This window comes from Colwellia sp. 6M3 (assembly GCF_014077595.1).
Lineage (GTDB): Bacteria > Pseudomonadota > Gammaproteobacteria > Enterobacterales > Alteromonadaceae > Cognaticolwellia.
The window spans coordinates 1-17,776 of sequence record NZ_JACGWF010000084.1; the positions used below are offsets into that span (position 1 = coordinate 1).

The 17,776-nt window shown below is 37.5% G+C and carries 15 protein-coding genes and 1 riboswitch; of the genes, 12 read left to right on the forward strand and 3 right to left on the reverse strand.

What is annotated here, in order from left to right; translation table 11 throughout:
• Nucleotides 1-73: 73 nt before the first annotated feature.
• The 3 genes from deoD to add all read right to left on the reverse strand — a co-directional run bounded on the left by deoD (nucleotide 74) and on the right by add (nucleotide 2,144).
• Nucleotides 74-778, reverse strand: a complete 705-nt coding sequence (gene deoD / locus H4J50_RS15225; protein ID WP_108456163.1) for a purine-nucleoside phosphorylase — start codon at nucleotides 776-778, stop codon at nucleotides 74-76.
• A 125-nt stretch (nucleotides 779-903) separates the two neighbouring features.
• Nucleotides 904-1,074: a XapX domain-containing protein gene (locus H4J50_RS15230; RefSeq protein WP_108456162.1), complete on the reverse strand. Its 171-nt coding sequence runs from the start codon at nucleotides 1,072-1,074 to the stop codon at nucleotides 904-906.
• A 65-nt stretch (nucleotides 1,075-1,139) separates the two neighbouring features.
• Entirely contained in the window at nucleotides 1,140-2,144 is a 1,005-nt protein-coding gene (add, locus tag H4J50_RS15235; protein ID WP_182257239.1) for an adenosine deaminase, read from the reverse strand.
• Between the two features lie 222 nt (nucleotides 2,145-2,366).
• Between add and aroG the strand changes: the two genes are divergently transcribed.
• The 12 genes from aroG to H4J50_RS15295 all read left to right on the forward strand — a co-directional run.
• Complete coding sequence (aroG, locus tag H4J50_RS15240; RefSeq protein WP_182257240.1) at nucleotides 2,367-3,419, forward strand: 3-deoxy-7-phosphoheptulonate synthase AroG; 1,053 nt, start codon at nucleotides 2,367-2,369, stop codon at nucleotides 3,417-3,419.
• 348 nt (nucleotides 3,420-3,767) lie between these two features.
• Nucleotides 3,768-5,342, forward strand: coding sequence for an efflux transporter outer membrane subunit (locus H4J50_RS15245; RefSeq protein WP_182257241.1), 1,575 nt, complete (start codon nucleotides 3,768-3,770; stop codon nucleotides 5,340-5,342).
• The gene (locus H4J50_RS15250; protein ID WP_182257242.1) at nucleotides 5,342-6,631 is read left to right on the forward strand and encodes an efflux RND transporter periplasmic adaptor subunit; all 1,290 of its coding nucleotides are present in this window, start codon (nucleotides 5,342-5,344) and stop codon (nucleotides 6,629-6,631) included. Before H4J50_RS15245 ends, H4J50_RS15250 begins: the two co-directional genes overlap by 1 nt.
• Entirely contained in the window at nucleotides 6,628-9,726 is a 3,099-nt protein-coding gene (locus tag H4J50_RS15255; protein WP_182257243.1) for an efflux RND transporter permease subunit, read from the forward strand. Before H4J50_RS15250 ends, H4J50_RS15255 begins: the two co-directional genes overlap by 4 nt.
• 133 nt (nucleotides 9,727-9,859) lie before the next feature.
• On the forward strand, nucleotides 9,860-10,228 hold the full coding sequence (locus H4J50_RS15260) for an HIT domain-containing protein (protein ID WP_108456157.1): 369 nt from the start codon (nucleotides 9,860-9,862) through the stop codon (nucleotides 10,226-10,228).
• Nucleotides 10,229-10,585: 357 nt separating this feature from the next.
• Nucleotides 10,586-10,700: riboswitch (TPP riboswitch) on the forward strand.
• 138 nt (nucleotides 10,701-10,838) lie between these two features.
• Nucleotides 10,839-12,932 (forward strand): TonB-dependent receptor, encoded by a 2,094-nt coding sequence (locus H4J50_RS15265; RefSeq protein ID WP_182257244.1) that lies wholly within the window; start codon nucleotides 10,839-10,841, stop codon nucleotides 12,930-12,932.
• Between the two features lie 151 nt (nucleotides 12,933-13,083).
• Nucleotides 13,084-13,350, forward strand: coding sequence for a hypothetical protein (locus H4J50_RS15270; RefSeq protein WP_108456155.1), 267 nt, complete (start codon nucleotides 13,084-13,086; stop codon nucleotides 13,348-13,350).
• Nucleotides 13,350-14,024 carry a nicotinamide riboside transporter PnuC gene (gene pnuC / locus H4J50_RS15275; protein WP_259366267.1) on the forward strand — a complete coding sequence of 225 codons (675 nt, stop codon included), beginning with the start codon at nucleotides 13,350-13,352 and terminating at the stop codon, nucleotides 14,022-14,024. The genes H4J50_RS15270 and pnuC overlap by 1 nt, the downstream gene beginning before the upstream one ends.
• A 101-nt stretch (nucleotides 14,025-14,125) precedes the next feature.
• Nucleotides 14,126-15,178 carry a phosphotransferase gene (locus H4J50_RS15280; RefSeq protein ID WP_182257245.1) on the forward strand — a complete coding sequence of 351 codons (1,053 nt, stop codon included), beginning with the start codon at nucleotides 14,126-14,128 and terminating at the stop codon, nucleotides 15,176-15,178.
• A gap of 85 nt (nucleotides 15,179-15,263) precedes the next feature.
• The gene (locus tag H4J50_RS15285; protein ID WP_182257246.1) at nucleotides 15,264-16,337 is read left to right on the forward strand and encodes a sensor histidine kinase; all 1,074 of its coding nucleotides are present in this window, start codon (nucleotides 15,264-15,266) and stop codon (nucleotides 16,335-16,337) included.
• Nucleotides 16,334-17,158, forward strand: a complete 825-nt coding sequence (locus H4J50_RS15290) for a LytTR family DNA-binding domain-containing protein (RefSeq protein ID WP_182257247.1) — start codon at nucleotides 16,334-16,336, stop codon at nucleotides 17,156-17,158. Before H4J50_RS15285 ends, H4J50_RS15290 begins: the two co-directional genes overlap by 4 nt.
• 413 nt (nucleotides 17,159-17,571) lie before the next feature.
• On the forward strand, nucleotides 17,572-17,776 hold a 205-nt coding region (locus H4J50_RS15295; RefSeq protein ID WP_182257248.1), incomplete at its 3' end, for a hypothetical protein.

Here is a 17,776-nt window from a genome sequence, read left to right on the forward strand (position 1 = left end):
GAAGTGAAGCTATCCAATATTAAAAAGCCAGTCAATCGACTGGCTTTTTGCTATTAACGAGATAGGTGTTAGTTTATAGCAAGCTATCTAGTGTTAATTCCATCATACCTTTGAACGTTGTTTCACGTTCGTCAGCTGTAGTTTGTTCACCAGTTTTTATATGGTCACTAACCGTTAATACAGTTAATGCTTTCTTACCATATTCGGCAGCAACACCGTATAAACCGGCAGCTTCCATTTCTACCGCTAAAATGCCATATTTTTCCATTAGTGCAAACATTTCAGGTTGAGGCGTATAAAACAAATCAGAGGTAAAAATATTACCAACACGAATTTTTTTACCTGTTTTTTCTGCTGTTTTTACAACGTTATGCAATAAATCAAAATCTGCTGTTACTGCAAAGTCACAACCATTCATGCGTGAGCGGTTTACATTTGAATCTGTGCTTGCTGCCATACCGACAATAATGTCACGTAGTTCGATATCATCACGAACTGCGCCACATGAACCTATGCGTATAATACTTTCAACGCCATAGTCTTTATATAATTCTGTTGCATAGATAGATATTGATGGAATACCCATTCCTGAGCCCATTACGGAAACTGGCTTACCTTTATAGGTGCCAGTGTAACCAAACATGTTACGTACGCGAGTTACACAGGTTACGTTATCTAGAAAGTTGTCTGCTATATATTTTGCGCGTAGAGGATCGCCCGGCATAAGTACCGTTTTTGCGAAATCGCCGTTGTTTGCTTCTATGTGTGCTGTTGCCATGAGTGTTAACCTTTTTTAGTGGTGTTCAATCACAGTAAGTTTCTAGCCATTGCTGATATTATTTTAACTCAGCCGCTATCAAGGGTGTTTTACTGATATGTCTTTTAAATGTTTAAAGTTGGATTCTAACTGAAAAAGCGTTCAGTGATCCAGTGATAACCTATACCACCTAAATAAATGCCGAAAATTCCAGCAATACCTGATAAAACTGGTGGTGCGGGTATAGGCAATTTAAGTAGCGAAAATATTAATCCCACAAATATTCCTGTGATTATCGCGATTATAACTTCGAACACGTATTCTCCTTGTTGATTGTTAATCAGCTATTTTAACCTCAAATTAACAATTTCAACAATGTACATTATCCTTTATTTGATACCTTTTGTTTTAAAAGTACTTTTTCACTGTCAGATAAGAAGCTTGCTTTTAATGAGTTCTCTTGCAACTGCTGAATATCTTTATCTGAAAATCCTAAGATGTTTCTAGCTAAGTTAAATTCATTTTTTAGCTCGATACCTTGCACACCCGGATCGTCTGTATTTAAACAAACTAATAATCCACGTGCTAGAAAGTCTTTAATTGGATGTTGGCTAATATCTTTAATGGTACCTGTTTGGTAATTAGAAGTAAGGCATGATTCTATGGCAATATTATGCTCGAGCATGTAATCCATAAGCTTTTCATCTCGATGACAAGCAACACCATGACCTATGCGTGTTGCATGTAACTGATTGATAGCCTGCCATATACTTTCTGGCCCTGCAGCTTCTCCGGCATGAATAGTGGCATGAAGTTGGGCTTTATTTACTTGGTTAAAGTGGTCGACAAACAGTTCGCCAGGAAAGTTATATTCATCGCCGGCTAAATCTACTGCAACTAAATGCTGTTTATGAACAAGAAGGGCGTCTAGCTCTGCTTGACATTTTTCTACACCAAATGTGCGACTTAAAATACCAATTAAATTAATTTTTACGTCATAAACTTTACATGCAGCATTAACACCGTCTATTACCGCAGCTACTACATCAGCAACGACCAAATTATTGTTCATTGCCATATAATAGGGTGAGAAACGTAATTCGGCATAATTAATACCGGCATTAAAAGCATCTTCTACGTTTTCATAAGCGATACGCTTACAGTCATCTAAGGTTTTAAGTACAGCAACGCCCCAATCAAGCTTACTGAGAAAAGCTAATAAATCGCTTTCACTGCCTTGAACTTGAACATGTGGAATAAATGCTTCAAAGTTTTTTTCAGGAAGAGCAATGTTGTGCTGTTGTGCTAATGCCCAGATAGTTTTAGGGCGGATGTTACCGTCTAAATGTCGGTGCAAATCAATTAATGGGAGGTGAGAGTGGTTCATAATACTGAGCAACCTATATATTTGTTTGATAAAAAATACGACGAGTAAATTATAAAATAAAGTGATTTAATTTTCATGCAAGTCGAATGTTTTGATTATACCGCTTTTTTCGTATTTTATGTTGCTATTAGTGTAAGAACACTGATAAGTTAAATTTGAGACTAATCATCTAGGTGTCTAGACGTAAATATACATTAAAATCGCAGCATAAAGAGAAACAACATGTTTGAGCAAACCGACGACGTTCGTATTAATAACATTAAAGAACTTTTACCCCCTATCGCATTACTTGAGCGATATCCTTCTTCTGAGCAAGCAACCAAGTCGGTTTTTTCTGGTAGACAAGCCATAAGTAATATTTTTAACAACAAAGATGATCGTTTATTGGTTGTTATTGGTCCATGTTCTATACATGACCCAAAAGCGGCACTGGAATACGGTGAACGTTTAGTAAAATTACGTGAAAAATATAAAAACACGCTTGAAATTGTTATGCGTGTTTACTTTGAAAAACCAAGAACAACGGTTGGTTGGAAAGGGCTTATTAACGACCCTTACATGGATAACAGCTTTCAGCTTAATGATGGTTTGCGTATTGGTCGTAAGTTGTTGCTCGATTTAAATAACTTGGGCTTACCTACTGCAGGTGAGTTTTTAGATATGATCACGCCGCAATATATGGCTGATTTTATGTGTTGGGGCGCTATTGGTGCAAGAACCACCGAAAGCCAAGTACATCGTGAACTAGCATCTGGATTATCATGCCCAGTAGGCTTTAAAAATGGCACTGATGGCACGATTAAAGTCGCTATTGATGCTATTGGTGCTGCTAGTGCCTCACATCATTTCCTTTCTGTTACTAAATATGGCCATTCAGCGATAGTTGAAACCACGGGTAATGAAGACTGCCATATTATTTTACGTGGCGGTAGAAAAACAAATTTTGATGCTGAAAGTGTTAAAACAGTAACAGAGCAGCTAGAAAAATCTGGTTTAAATACCAACATTATGATTGATTTTAGCCACGCTAATAGTAGTAAAAAGTTTGAAAACCAAATGCTTGTGTGTCGTGATGTTTGCGACCAAATGAGTAATGGAAATAAAAATATTTTTGGTGTTATGGTAGAAAGTCACTTAGTTGAAGGCCGTCAAGACCTAGCTGTTGGTGAGAAAGGCACATATGGCCAAAGCATTACTGATGCTTGTATCGGTTGGCAAGATACTGAAACGCTACTGGCTGAATTAGACCAAGCCGTTACCAATCGCAGGGCTTAATTCACCGCTTTGAATTAGCGTTTAAAAACTAGGTAATACATACGCCAAGCAATTAATTATTGCTTGGCGTTTTTTGTTAGGTCAAATCAATGTTTATTGTCCAGTTATTAACGTTCTATAAAGTGGGTAAATACCAATAATGATAAGGCTGTGAATAGCCCTTGTTGCGTTGTCTTGATTTTGGTTGTGTTATACAGCGTGATTTAACCTAATAAATATACCATTCACCGTACTTAACAAAAACTTATGTAAAGCAGTGTAAAGAACATTGTTTGTCACATTTTGCAGTCATACTATACTTACTTCATTAATATATCGAAATTGAAATTGTTATTATGGGGAAGGGTTTTGAAAGTTCGTTTTAACAAAGATTTCAGAATGAGTGAGCGAGATAATAAGCATAAATCTAGTTTTCTTTTTTGGAAAATATCCAAGTTAACTACAAGGTTAAAGGCAAGTAATATACTGGTAATGAGTATAGCTTTGCTTGTGGGTGCTTGTAGTACTCCTACAGGGATGTCTTTTCAAAAATCTAGTCGTTTAACAGAGCATAATGTCCCAAATAAGTGGCAAGAAAATATAGCATCAACTGAAAATGACATAATAGCAACTAATTGGGTTAAAAGCTTTAAAGACAATGATTTAGATGAGATAATTAGTTACGCGTTACAAAGCAATTATGCACTTGATGCCGATAAAATAGGTGTTGCGCTAGCTAAAGAGCGTTTAAATATAAGTGCAGCAACTGACTTTCCAGAGCTATCTTTATCTCTGGCTAATTCAAGAAATAAACAGGTTTCAAACAGTGTCACAACGTATCAAAATAGCGCTGACCTTAGTCTCGATTTAAGTTATGAAATTGACCTGTGGGGAAAACTGTCAGACCAACAAAATCAAGACAGATTAAGTTATGCAGCAGCGCAAGCAAGTTACCAGCATAGTAAACTAACGTTAGTCGCTGATATCAGTAAAGCTTGGTTTAATTTAACCCAAGCACAACAGTTGCTGACTTTATATCAAGAACGTGCTGAAAACCTTCAACGTAATTTATTAATGATTCAATCTTCATATCAACTGGGGTTGAATGATGCATTAGATGTTTATCTCACCAAAAATACAGTTAACCAAGAATTGGCTCGTGTCGCTCAACAGCAGCAAGCATTGAAGGTTAGCAGTAGAGCACTTGAGCTTCTGGTAGGAGATTATCCGTTAGCTAAAAAAGTAAGTGAGCAGAACTTACCGTTTATTGCTGATGAAATTAAGCTAGGTTTACCTGCACAATTACTCACCCGAAGAGCCGATATTCAAGCAAGTTGGTTATCGCTATTAGCGTTAGATGCTGGCTTAGCGATAGCACATAAGCAACGTTTCCCAAGTTTTAATTTAAATGCCAGTGTTGGAGATAATGCCAGTGAATTAACTAATTTGCTCAATGGTGGAGCATTAGCCTGGTCTTTAATGGGCAGTATAACCAGCCCGTTATTTAATGCTGGCCGACTCGAGTCACTGGAAACCCAATCGAAATTAACCGTAGTTCAAAACGAAAAGCTATATTTACAACAAGTTTATCAAGCCTTTGCTGACGTGGAAAATAGCGTAAGCGAGCGAGAGTCGCTTAATCAGCAATATAATTTTTATCTTAAAGCACAAGAAAACGCTTTAGCGGCTGAAAAACTTTCATTTGATCAATACTTACGTGGCTTAGTCACCTATACCACGGTATTAGAAGCACAAAGGCGCTCATTTGATGCTCAAACTACCGTTATTCAACTAACCAATGAACTATTACAAAATAGAATCGAAATTTACCTTGCTTTAGGTGGTGACTATCTTGATGGCACAACCCAAACGCAGCAAATAAACAGTACTAAAGGTAACTCATTACCAGCATCGTTAACTAACCGTATAAGCATGGAAAAGTAATGTCGTTAAAATTAAAAAAACTACTACCGATCATCGTATTATTGTCGCTCTTATTTGCAGCCTATATTGTTACAAGTAATCCTCCTTCAGCAAAGCGGGGGCGTCCAAGTGCATTGCCGCAAATTAGCGTTGAGGTAAAGAAATTAGTGCGTAATGATCTTGCTATCACAATTGACAGTTATGGCACCATAAAGCCTCGTACACAGAGTGTGTTATTGCCACAAGTATCAGGCCAAATTATCCGTATTAACCCAAAATTTAGAGCAGGTGGCTTTTTCGAACAAGGCGACGTATTGCTTGAATTAGATCAAAGAGACTTACTCGCCGAAGTTAAAATTGCACAATCGAGCCTGTTTAGTGCAGAACAAAGCTTTAGTGAAGAACAAGCGCGTGTAGAGCAAGCCGAGCAAGACTGGCAACGTTTAGGTAATGACAAAAAAGCGCCTGATTTAGTACTACGCAAACCTCAATTAATGGCGGCACAGGCATCAGTTTATTCAGCCCAAGCCAGTTTATCTAAAGCTGAATTAGCCGTAGAGAGAAGTAACATTGTTGCGCCATATACTGGACGTATATTAAGTAAATCAGTTGATGTTGGACAAGTCGTCAGTATTGGGACCGAGCTTGCAGAAATTTATGCCGTAGATTATGTCGAAATTCGTTTGCCACTTAAAAATAAAGACCTCCCGTACATGATGTTGCCAGAGAGTAATCGCTTTGAAAATGCCACCGCTCAAGAACAGCCTGTTGTTACTATCTATTCAGATCTAGCCACTCGTCAAAGCTGGCAAGGTAAAGTAGTGCGCACCGAGGGAGCATTTGATGAAGAGTCACAGCAATTATTTGTAGTAGCACAAATTGACGATCCTTATGGCGCAAATGAAGGTAATGGCTTGCCTTTAAAAATTGGACAATATGTTAGTGCAAAAATTAAAGGTAAAACGATTGAAAATGCATTAACTGTTCCAAATAAAGCCATTTATCAAGGCAGCTATGTGTATATTGTTGATGATAATATTCTTAAGCGTAAAAATATTACTATTGCATGGCAAAGTGATGATGTAGCGGTAATTAAAGCGGGTCTAGAAGCCAACGAATTATTAGTATTAACGCCTTTAGGTCAAGTAACCTCTGGCACCATAGTTAGCATTAATAGCATTGACGGTAAGCCTGTAAAAGCATCAAAACAAACTAGAGTAAAACCTAGTGCTGACAAAAAGCCTGATAAAAACTCAAAATCTAGACCCAATGCAAAGCAATCGCCTGATGAACAAGGGGCTAAGTCATGATTGCTTGGTTTGCAAAAAATCATGTTGCTGCTAATTTATTGATGATCACCATTTTATTGACCGGTATTTTCTCAATAAAAAGTAGTATTCCATTAGAGGTGTTTCCGTCTTTTGAATCTGAGATTGTTAATGTTTCTGTGTCTTTACGGGGTTCAACACCTGAAGATGCAGAACAAGGTGTGGCAATTCGAATAGAAGAAGCTGTTCAAGATCTTGAAGGGATAGAAAAAATCACCAGTACGTCTGTTGAGGGCGGGGCATCGGTGCGAATTGAAGCTGACTCCAGTACAGATGTACGAGATTTACTCGCTGATATTAAAAGCCGTGTCGATGCAATTAATACCTTTCCTGCTGATGCAGAAAAGCCAGTTACTGCAATCGCACAGCGTATTCGTAATGTTATTTCAGTTACCATTGCTTCTGATTACGGTGAAAAAGAAATACGTGAGTTTGCTGAACAAGTGCGTGACGATTTACTGCGACTACCACAAGTAACCCAAGTAGCATTAGATGCTGTTCGCGACTATGAAATTAGTATTGATATTAATCAAAGCAAATTAGAGCAATATCAATTAACCCTTTCTGAAATTTCTACAGCAATTAGTAATAGCTCTGTCGATATTTCTGCGGGTAATGTTCGTACCGATGGCGGTGATGTTCTTATACGTAATAAAGGACAAGCATATCGTCGAGATGAGTTTGAAAAAATTGTTATAAAAACGAATACAGATGGCACGTTTCTATATTTGGAAGATATTGCACAAGTTAATGATGGTTTTGAAGAGACTCCCTTACGGGCTCGCTTTAATGGCCAGCAAGGTGCTTTAATTGATGTGTATAGAATTGGCAATCAAAGCGCAATTGACGTTGCTGATGCCGTAAAGAACTATATTGATGAACGCCAAAGTAGCCTGCCACAAGGTTTTGTATTGAGTTATTGGGATGATGATTCTGAAATTGTAAAAAGTCGCCTAAACACCCTGATCACTAATGCTTTACAAGGTGGCTTTCTCGTTCTGATTTTGTTGACCTTATTTTTACGTCCCTCGATAGCATTTTGGGTGTCTATTGGTATTCCCATCAGTTTTATGGGGGCATTTATTGTTATGCCATTTTTTGATATTTCAATAAATATCATGAGCTTATTTGGGTTTATTCTAGTGCTGGGTATTGTCGTTGATGATGCCATAGTGACCGGAGAAAATATTTATCGTCATACGCAAACAGCATCTAGCGGTTTAGAAGCGGCGATAAAGGGCACTCAAGAAGTGGCAACACCGGTAACCTTTGGTATTTTAACCACGGTAGCCGCATTTTTACCCTTAGCGTTTATTGAAGGACAGCGGGGAGCATTGTTTGCCCAAATCCCGATCATCGTTATTCCAGTACTACTCTTTAGTTTAATAGAGTCTAAATTTGTACTGCCTTCGCATTTAAAGTCGCTGCGCTTGCGTAGTGAAAGTACAAAACAATCAAAATTCAGTGTTTGGCAACAAGGCTTTGCAGATGGCTTTGAAAACGCAATTCTTAAGTATTACAAACCATTATTGTCAATAGCTATTCGTAATCGTTTAACTACCGTAGCTTTGTTTTTTGGCATGTTTATTTTGATATTAGCATTCATTACCAGTGGTTGGACTCGCTTTGTATTTTTCCCACGTATTGCGAGTGAAACTGCTCGTGGTAGCGTTACTATGCCAGTAGGTACTAGCTTTGATGTCGTTGACTCTTATGTTGAAAAAATGTCGAATGCAGCCAAAACATTACAAGATAAATACCGCGATGACGATGGTAATAGCTTGATTTTAAATACTTTGGCTATTACCAGTGACGCCAGCGGTCGAGTACGCTTTGAAATACAGCCGGCAGATAAAAATGACAGCGGTATAGGCACAGCACAATTAGTCAATGAGTGGCGGGAATTAATTGGTCCATTACCGGGCGCAGAAAGTGTTACTTTTAGGGCCGAAATAGGCAGGGGCAGCGATCCTATTGATGTACAACTTTCAGCAACTGACTTAAAAACCTTGAATCAAGTCGCAGATGAAGTTAAAACCCGCATTCGAACGTATCCTAGCGCTTTTGAAATCGCTGACAGTTTATCTAACGGTAAAGAAGAACTGCAAATAGAATTAACGGCGCAAGGTTACGCCATGGGCATGAGTAACGCTTGGGTCACTAGACAAGTTAGAGACGCTTACTTTGGCTCAGAAATTCAGCGTATTCAGCGTGGGCGTGACGATGTTCGTGTAATGTTACGCTTTCCATTATCAGAGCGGCAATCGATATCTAAACTCAATGATATGCTGATAAATACTCCTTCGGGTGGCAAAGTACCGTTATCGCATGTAGCAATATTAAAACCAGGTAAAAGTGCGTCTGCTATTAAACGTATCGACCGGTATCGAACGGTTAATGTTACTGCGGATATTGATAAAAACACCACTAATATGACCACGTTAAATGCCGACCTTAATCAGTTTTTAACCGAGCTAATGGGCAAGTATCCTGGCGTTTCTTATAGTTTGGAAGGTGAAGCACGCGAACAAGCAGATTCTTTTAGCAGTCTAGCTTGGGGCTTATTATTTGTATTTTTTATCATATATTGTTTATTAGCGATACCGTTTAAATCTTACATACAGCCGATCATTGTTATGTCAGTAATACCGTTTGGTGCCATCGGCGCGATTATTGGTCATTGGATAATGGGGATGGATTTAACCATTATGAGCTTACTAGGGTTAATGGCTTTGATCGGCGTTGTTGTTAACGACAGTTTAGTGTTAGTCGACTTTATAAACGCTAAAGTTCGCACAGGCATTAGAGCGTATGACGCAGTATTAATTGCGGCGCAATCAAGATTTCGCCCAGTTATGTTGACGTCTTTAACCACCTTTATTGGTTTAATGCCATTATTATTCGAAAAAGCAACACAGGCACAATTTTTGATACCTATGGCCGTTTCTCTGGGGTTTGGGATAATATTTGCAACCTTTATTACCTTAATTTTAGTACCTGTAAATTATTTACTGGTTGAAGACATGAAACGTTTCACATCAAACGGTAAACAAAAACTGATCAAGCAGTTAAGTTAATTTAATATAGTCACTGAGTACTTAATTAGATTTTTTAAATGAGTTACGCTAAGCGAATGATAAGCCTTTGTTATTCGCTTAGCTTATCGTTAAACTAATCAACAAATGTATTCTCAATTATTAAGGTAAACTGATGGCTGATAAAAACACAGCAGAAGAAACCATATTTTCTAAAATCATTCGCCAAGAAATACCGACCCCGTTACTTTTTCAGGATGAGCTTGTCACTGCATTTCGCGATATTTCTCCACAAGCCAATAGCCACATTCTCATTATTCCAAATAAGCTTATTGCAACCGCTAATGATATTGAGCAAGAAGATGAACTCACCATTGGCCGAATGTTCAGTGTTGCTAAAAAACTCGCTAAAGAAGAGGGGATAGCACAAGACGGATATCGTTTGATCATGAACTGTAACCAACATGGTGGCCAAGAAGTTTATCATATTCACCTACACTTAGTTGGCGGTGAACCCTTAGGTAAAATGTTGAACATTAAATAGTTGAGCTCTTACCTCAAGCAATAGAACAGCTATGTGACTATAGATAATGCTTGAGGTAGCCAATCATGAAATAAGCGTGCTGTTTATGAATACTAATGCCATTAACCTGACATGAGTTAATACTATTAGTTGATTGGTTTTAGACTTAATTTAAGTATATTTATAGTTATAAGTTAGTATCAAATTTGAGTACCTCACCCGTTAACTCACCTCATCGGACAATTTTATTCTTCTATAGTCTTTTAAATCCTTATTGTTATATCTAAGCGCAATCTCACTCACGTTAAGCAGTCACCTATTATTTAAATCTTTTAAAGTATTTACTCTGTACTTTCCAGTAAATATTGTTAGTATGCATGTCGAACCAAGGGGTGCCTGAAATTTTTTTATAATTTTGATGGCTGAGATGCATAGCGAACCCTTAGAACCTGAACCGGATAGTACCGGCGTAGGAATGGTTAAGCTAATCGTATTCCATTCTGTAATGTTATGTTTGTTGCTTCACTCTTAAAGTGTAGAAATAGCTATTTATTACAGTTTGTACCTCATAAGCTACCCTCCCACATGCCGTATCCCATAGCGTATTCCTAATCGAATTTATGAGATCACAATGACGTTTATAAAAACACCTGTTGCTTTAGCAATATTGACTAGCCTTGTTACTTCAACAACATTTGCTGCAGAAACTTCAACCGATACTGCTGAACCAGTAACCGAAGTTATCACCATAAATGGCGATTTTCGTGCAACATCATTACAAAAGACCGCAAGTTCTTTATCTGTTATCGCGAGCGATGAAATTAACGCACGCAACGCACAAAACCTTGAAGAAATAATTGCTCGCACGCCTAATGTTAATTTTTCTAGTGGTACTCAACGTGCTAGATATTATCAAATTCGCGGTATTGGTGAGCGTAGCCAATTTAAAGAGCCGATCAACCCATCAGTGGGTTTAATTATCGATGGTATTGATTTTTCAAGTGTTGGCAGCATAGCGTCAACGTTCGATGTTGAACAAGTAGAGGTTTACCGTGGACCTCAAGGTACACGTTTTGGTGCTAATGCCATGGCGGGTATGATCAATATTACATCAAACCAACCAACAGATACCTTTGAAGGTAAAGTAAGCTTGTCTGCGGGTAATTACGATAGCTACAGTGCGGGTTTGGTTTTATCAGGGCCTGCAACTGAAAAAGTAAACTACCGTTTAGCACTTGAGCAATACAGTAGCGATGGTTTTATAGAAAACGATTTTTTAAATCGTGATGACACCAACAATCGTGATGAATTTACTATGCGTGGTAAATTGGCCATTAAAGCCACTGACGACTTAACGATTGACCTTACGGCATTTGTCGCCGATTTTGATAACGGTTATGATGCTTTCTCTCTCGATAATAATCGACATACTTTATCTGACCAACCTGGCTTTGATCGCCAAGACACTAAAGCCTTAGCAACAACGTTTACTTATCAAGGTTTTAACCATTTTACCATTGAAAGTATACTCAGCTATGCCGACTCAACATTAGATTATGGCTATGATGAAGATTGGGCCTTTGTTGGTATTCGCCCTGACTGGGAATACAGTTCTGAGGATAATTACTTTCGCGATAAAACATCAGCCACTGCTGAACTTAGAGCTGTTTCAGCGCCCAGTGGAAAAATCTTTAACAACACCACCGCTTGGGTTACCGGCTTGTACTTTAAGCAAGAAAAAACCGACTTATTACGCCAATACACTTACCTTTCTAGCGATTTTACCTCGTCATTCGATACCGATAATATTGCAGCATTTGTTCAGTTTGATAGCCAACTTGATGAAAAGTTAAGTCTTACAACTGGTTTAAGATTAGAGCGAAGAAATTCAGATTACTCCGATGCTGAAATGCTTGAATTTTCTCCAAGCGATTCTATGGTTGGCGGTAAAGTTGTGTTGTCGTATCAAATGGATAAGAATAATTTATTCTACGGTTCAATAAATAGAGGCTACAAGGCAGGTGGTGCAAATACCGAAGGTACTTTACCGGCTAACTTGCGCGAGTTTTCACCTGAATATTTATGGAATTACGAAGTAGGGTATAAAGTTAACTTATTAGATAATCAAGCTTACGTTCGTAGCGCATTATTTTATATGGACAGAGATGATATGCAAGTGCGTACATCATCGCTAGAATTGCGTGAAGATGGCAGCACAGACTTTGTTTCATATTTAGGTAATGCTGCAACAGGTACAAATATAGGCGTTGAGCTTGAAGCAGGGTGGCAGTTAACGCCTGAACTTGAAATATACGGAGCTTTAGGTTTATTAGATACTGAATATAATGGCTTTATAGATGCTGACGGTAACGATAAATCGGGTGATGAGCAAGCACACGCGCCGAGTTATCAATTTAACATTGGTTTAAACTATCAATTATCAGATCACTTATTATTGAATGTATCTGTTGATGGTAAAGATGAGTTCTTATTCTCTGACACACATCAAGAGAAGTCAGAAGCAATTGAAGTTGTTAACTTATCGCTAAGTTACACTAAAGATGATTGGCAAGTAAAAGTATGGGCGCGTAACTTATTTGATGAAACTTATGCGACTCGTGGCTTTTATTTTGGTAATGATCCAAGAGACGAATATACGGCTAAAGCTTATTATCAGTTAGCTGAGCCAGCAGTTTTTGGTGCAACATTTGATTATAACTTTTAGACAAGAGTGTTAACAACTTATTGTTAAATAATAGTTTTTGTGTAATAACTGTTAGTCATTAAGTTGAAATTATAACGCATAAGGAGTACGCATCTACAACGGCTAGCGTGTTCCTTATCTTTTTGTTAAACAATATTATTAAGTATTTATTATGAAAATATCGATTGAGATTAGTTTATACCCATTAGCAGAAGATAAATTTAAAACCGAAATATGGGCATTTATTAAACGTTTACGTTTAGTCGATGGTTTATCGGTAGTCACCAATGGTATGAGTACACAAGTATTTGGCGATTATGATCTTGCTACCTCGCATGTCATGGCTGAGATAAAGCATGTACATCAGAAACTTAATGCTGCGGTGTTTATTTGTAAGTTTATAGGCGGTGACCGCTCTGTAGTAGAAGCTGAATCGTAATGTCGAATTCAATGAGTGCAACAACTGAAATTATACAATATTTCACTACATTGCCATTATTTGAGTTGCTCGCTGTGCTAACGTCAATATTTTATGTGGTTTTAGCTGCAAAAGGTAATATTTGGTGTTGGCCAGCCGCTATAATAAGTACTGTGTTGTATACGGTTATTTTTTATAATGTATATCTGTGGATGGACAGCTTATTACAGTTGTACTATTTACTCATGGCGATATATGGCTGGTTTTGTTGGCACCAAAATAGCACTTCAAATAGCAGTACTGAAACAAAAGCGCTGCTATACAGTCAATGGTCATTAAATCGACATAGCGTTATCATTTTAGTATTAACGTTAGTTTCTCTAGCTTTAGGTTGGTTAATGGCAACATATACCCCTGCACATTTCCCATACCTTGATAGCGCTACAACAGTATTTTCGGTATTTGCTACTTATTTGATTACCCAAAAGGTATTAGAGAATTGGTTGTATTTTATTGTCATTGATATTGTTTCTATATATCTGTACATGGAAAAAGATTTGCTTCCAACCGCTGCTCTATTTGGTAGCTTTGTTATTTTTGCTGCTTATGGTTATTGGCAATGGCGCAAACAATTCAGATTACAATTTCGTCAACAACATAATGACATGTGTATCAATAGCTCTGTTACCGAATAAATTATGATGATGGTAATATTTAATATTTCATTTAGCTTACGAATTAAAAGTTATACTTCGCCTAACCAGCAAGATAATACTTTGAATTTAAGCGGCTAACCATGCAACAGCAAACGTTAAGTCAAATGCTTTGTCAGTTGCCTTGTTTTAAAAAACTTAAGGTAACTGACATAAATGAGATAAATACAGGTCTTAGTCAGCCATGCTTTCGTGTTGAATATAAAAATAATTTTTATTTCGCCAAGTATGTAAGTCCAAACAGTACTGAAGCTTTAGCAAGCCAAATCGCGGCTAACCATAATATTTCTCCTCATGTAGTGTATGTAGGTAATAACTGGTTAATTACCGAGTTTATAGTAGGAGAGGGGCTTGATAAGGTTATACAGAGTGAAGTCGCTAAAATAACCACTATGTTAACCCTGCTGTCACGGTGCCATCGTATTGATTACGCTTTCCAATACAATGCGCTTGAACCGTTAGATAATCTGCAAACAACCAATCAGTTTAATCTAGAAAGTGTTGATCAAAAAACAACAAAAATTCAAATACCCACCTTAGATATTTCTAATACCATAAGCGAATTATTTGAAAATATAACGTGCAATGACGTCTTACTAAATAACTTAATGTCGTTATCAATGGTGTTACAACAAAACTTAACAAATGTGAATATAACGTTAGGAAGTATTGAACAAGTACTTTGTCATGGTGATGCCAACTTTAGCAATGCTATGCAATTAAAATATCCACAACTAAACTCAGTTGCTGTGCATAAGTTAATAGATTTTGAATGCGCATGTATCGCACCTGTAGATTTTGACCTAGCCATGTTAATGGCAGTTAACGAGATTGAACGCGCTAAAATAGCCTTAATCAATGATCAATACATATCTATAAATCAGGCTCACTTAGCAGCCAATAATACAGTTGATATTGTCGACAATTCACTAGTCAATAAGCAATACATGGCTATACCTTCTATGTTACTAGTTACGCGTTACTATGATTTATCTATCCTAATCAATTGCTTATGGTACTTATCTAAATATAAGGACACTAGTCAGGTAAAATACAAAATTTTAGCTAAAAAACAAATAATGCTATTACCGATGTGCCACCCTCAGGTAAACAATATTTTAGATGAAATGAGATAAGGCGTACTAATCTTAAGACTAGTGGTAGTGCGAGAGTGCTTTGCATAGCGCATAATTACGCTAACTTCACTAATGGGTGTTTTGTGTGAATTGGAAAGAGTTTGTAGAAAATAGAAATCGCTTATTTTGGTTGGTACATACAGCTGGCTGGTGTGGTTTTGCCTTAGTACATTACTTAGGTTCGTTGCTGCACGATCTACGCGATATTTTTCTTGTTATCATTTTATTAAATGCTTACGCCGGTTGGTTATTTACCGCGCCGCTTAGGTATATTTATCGTCGTATCTGGAATTTTACCCCGCTAAAAATAGCCTTCGTGGTGATACTAACCTCTTATTGCACTGGGGTATTATGGCAAGTGGTTAAAAACATTAACTACTGGGAAATATACAAGCATGGTTACCGCCCAGATTTTTGGCTTTATTACACCAAAAATAGCCTGTTATCCTTCTTTATTATTTTAAGTTGGAGCGGCTTATATTTTGGTACTAAGTATTACCAAATGTTGCAAAAAGAAAAACAAAACGTTTTACGTGCGAATAATGTTGCTCATCAAGCACAACTTAAAATGTTACGTTATCAGCTAAATCCGCATTTTTTATTCAACACCTTAAATGCCATCTCGACACTCATTTTGGTAGAAGAAAATAAAACTGCGAATGGCATGGTGACCAAGTTAAGTGAGTTTTTGCGCTATTCTCTTGATAAAGATCCAATGAAGCGGGTAACACTCGACAGTGAGTTACAAGCACTCAGGCTTTATTTAGATATTGAAAAAGTACGCTTTGAAGAACGCTTACAAGTAATTTGTGAAGTTGCTGGCGATTGTAACTTAGCTTTAGTTCCTAGCATGATATTGCAACCATTAGCCGAGAATGCAATTAAGCATGCGGTAGCGGTGCAAGAAGAAGGGGGCACCATTCACGTTTCAGTGCACCGATTCGGTAACGATTTACTGATAGAATTGGCTGATAATGGTCCAGGCGCTGACATTCAAAATGGTAACTTGTTTCGCGAAAAAGGTGTTGGCTTAGTTAATACCCGCGAACGCTTACAAGCCTTGTATCAGAATGATTTTTCTTTAGTTGTTGCCAACAATGTACCAACTGGTGTTAAAATAAGCATAAGAATTCCCTATGAAGTTGGCGGTCGAATATGAGCAAGCAGCTCACCACTATTATTGTTGATGACGAACCTCTAGCCAGAAAAGGGTTAGCGGTGCGTTTACAAGAACACCAAGATATAGAAATTATCGCTCAATGTACTAACGGAAGAGCTGCATTAGAAGCCGTTAGAGCTTATCAACCTGACTTGATATTTCTCGACATTCAAATGCCAGGGCTAAATGGATTTGAAGTGGTTGAAGCTATCATTGAACAGGGCTTACATTTGCCCATGGTAGTTTTTGTTACCGCTTATGATCAATATGCGATGCAAGCTTTCGAAGTACATGCACAAGACTATTTACTTAAGCCTGCCGATGAACAACGACTCGCACAAACCTTAGATAAAATACGTCAGAACATAAGTAGTGAAGTCAACGCGAAACATAAATCTAAACTGGTGAGACTTGTTAGTGACGTTACCGGTAACGATTGTGAAAAAATTCTTCAAGAATTAGAGAACAATGAACCCGTTAGTATCTCCAGTTATTCCGATGTTTTAGCGATAAAAGACGCTGGTGAAGTCAGTAGGGTGCCGGTAAAAGATATCTTATGGATAGATGCTGCCGGCGATTACATGTGTGTACACACGCATGATAGTACACATATTTTACGAAAAACCATGAAACAATTAGAAGAAGTGCTAGATCCTAGGCGTTTTCTCAGAAGTCATCGTTCAACAATCGTAAACAAAAGTTACATCAATAAGTTTTGTAGCCAGCTTAACGGCGAATACTATTTAGTGATGTCAAACGGCAAAGAATTGAAAGTTAGCCGCAGTTACAAAGAAAAAGTTAAAAAAGCCGTTACCGCTTAAGTTATCAGAAATTACAGTGCTAGCTCTCGGGGGATTTATCGTTTCTCCTATACACGGTTTAGACCTAGTAGCTTGTTGGCCTAACAAATTTATCTTTAAACAAGATACCTGTGTTCGTTTTAGGTACCCACCCAAACAAAGCATTAGAGAAAACTAATCTAGATGTTATAGCGCTTTATCCAGAAGCTCACCATAGTGTTTCCTTGAGTGCAGCTTTTTCTATGGCATTGAAAGTAAATTATAAAGCTTAACTTTTATAAACACTGCATTTTCTACACTTTTAGTTCGTCCAATTTATAGTTCACCTAATAATACAAAATTAAAGCTATAAACAGAGAAACTTTAGTGAGTTTACTGATAAAATTAAACAATACTTCTTACTTCTTAAAACTAGTAACACAAGGATGAGTATAGTGCGATTACAGATCATAGGCTTAATTTTGTTAATGTTTATTACCGGTTGTTCTTCAACGTCGGACTTAAATAAAAGCGCTGAAATGCACAGTAAAGCAGGAGATTATTACCAGGCTATTGGGCAAAACCATGCCGCGCGAGAGGAATACCAGCAAGCCGATAAAATATTTGACCGAGCAAACAATGTATTTCCATTATTGGTTG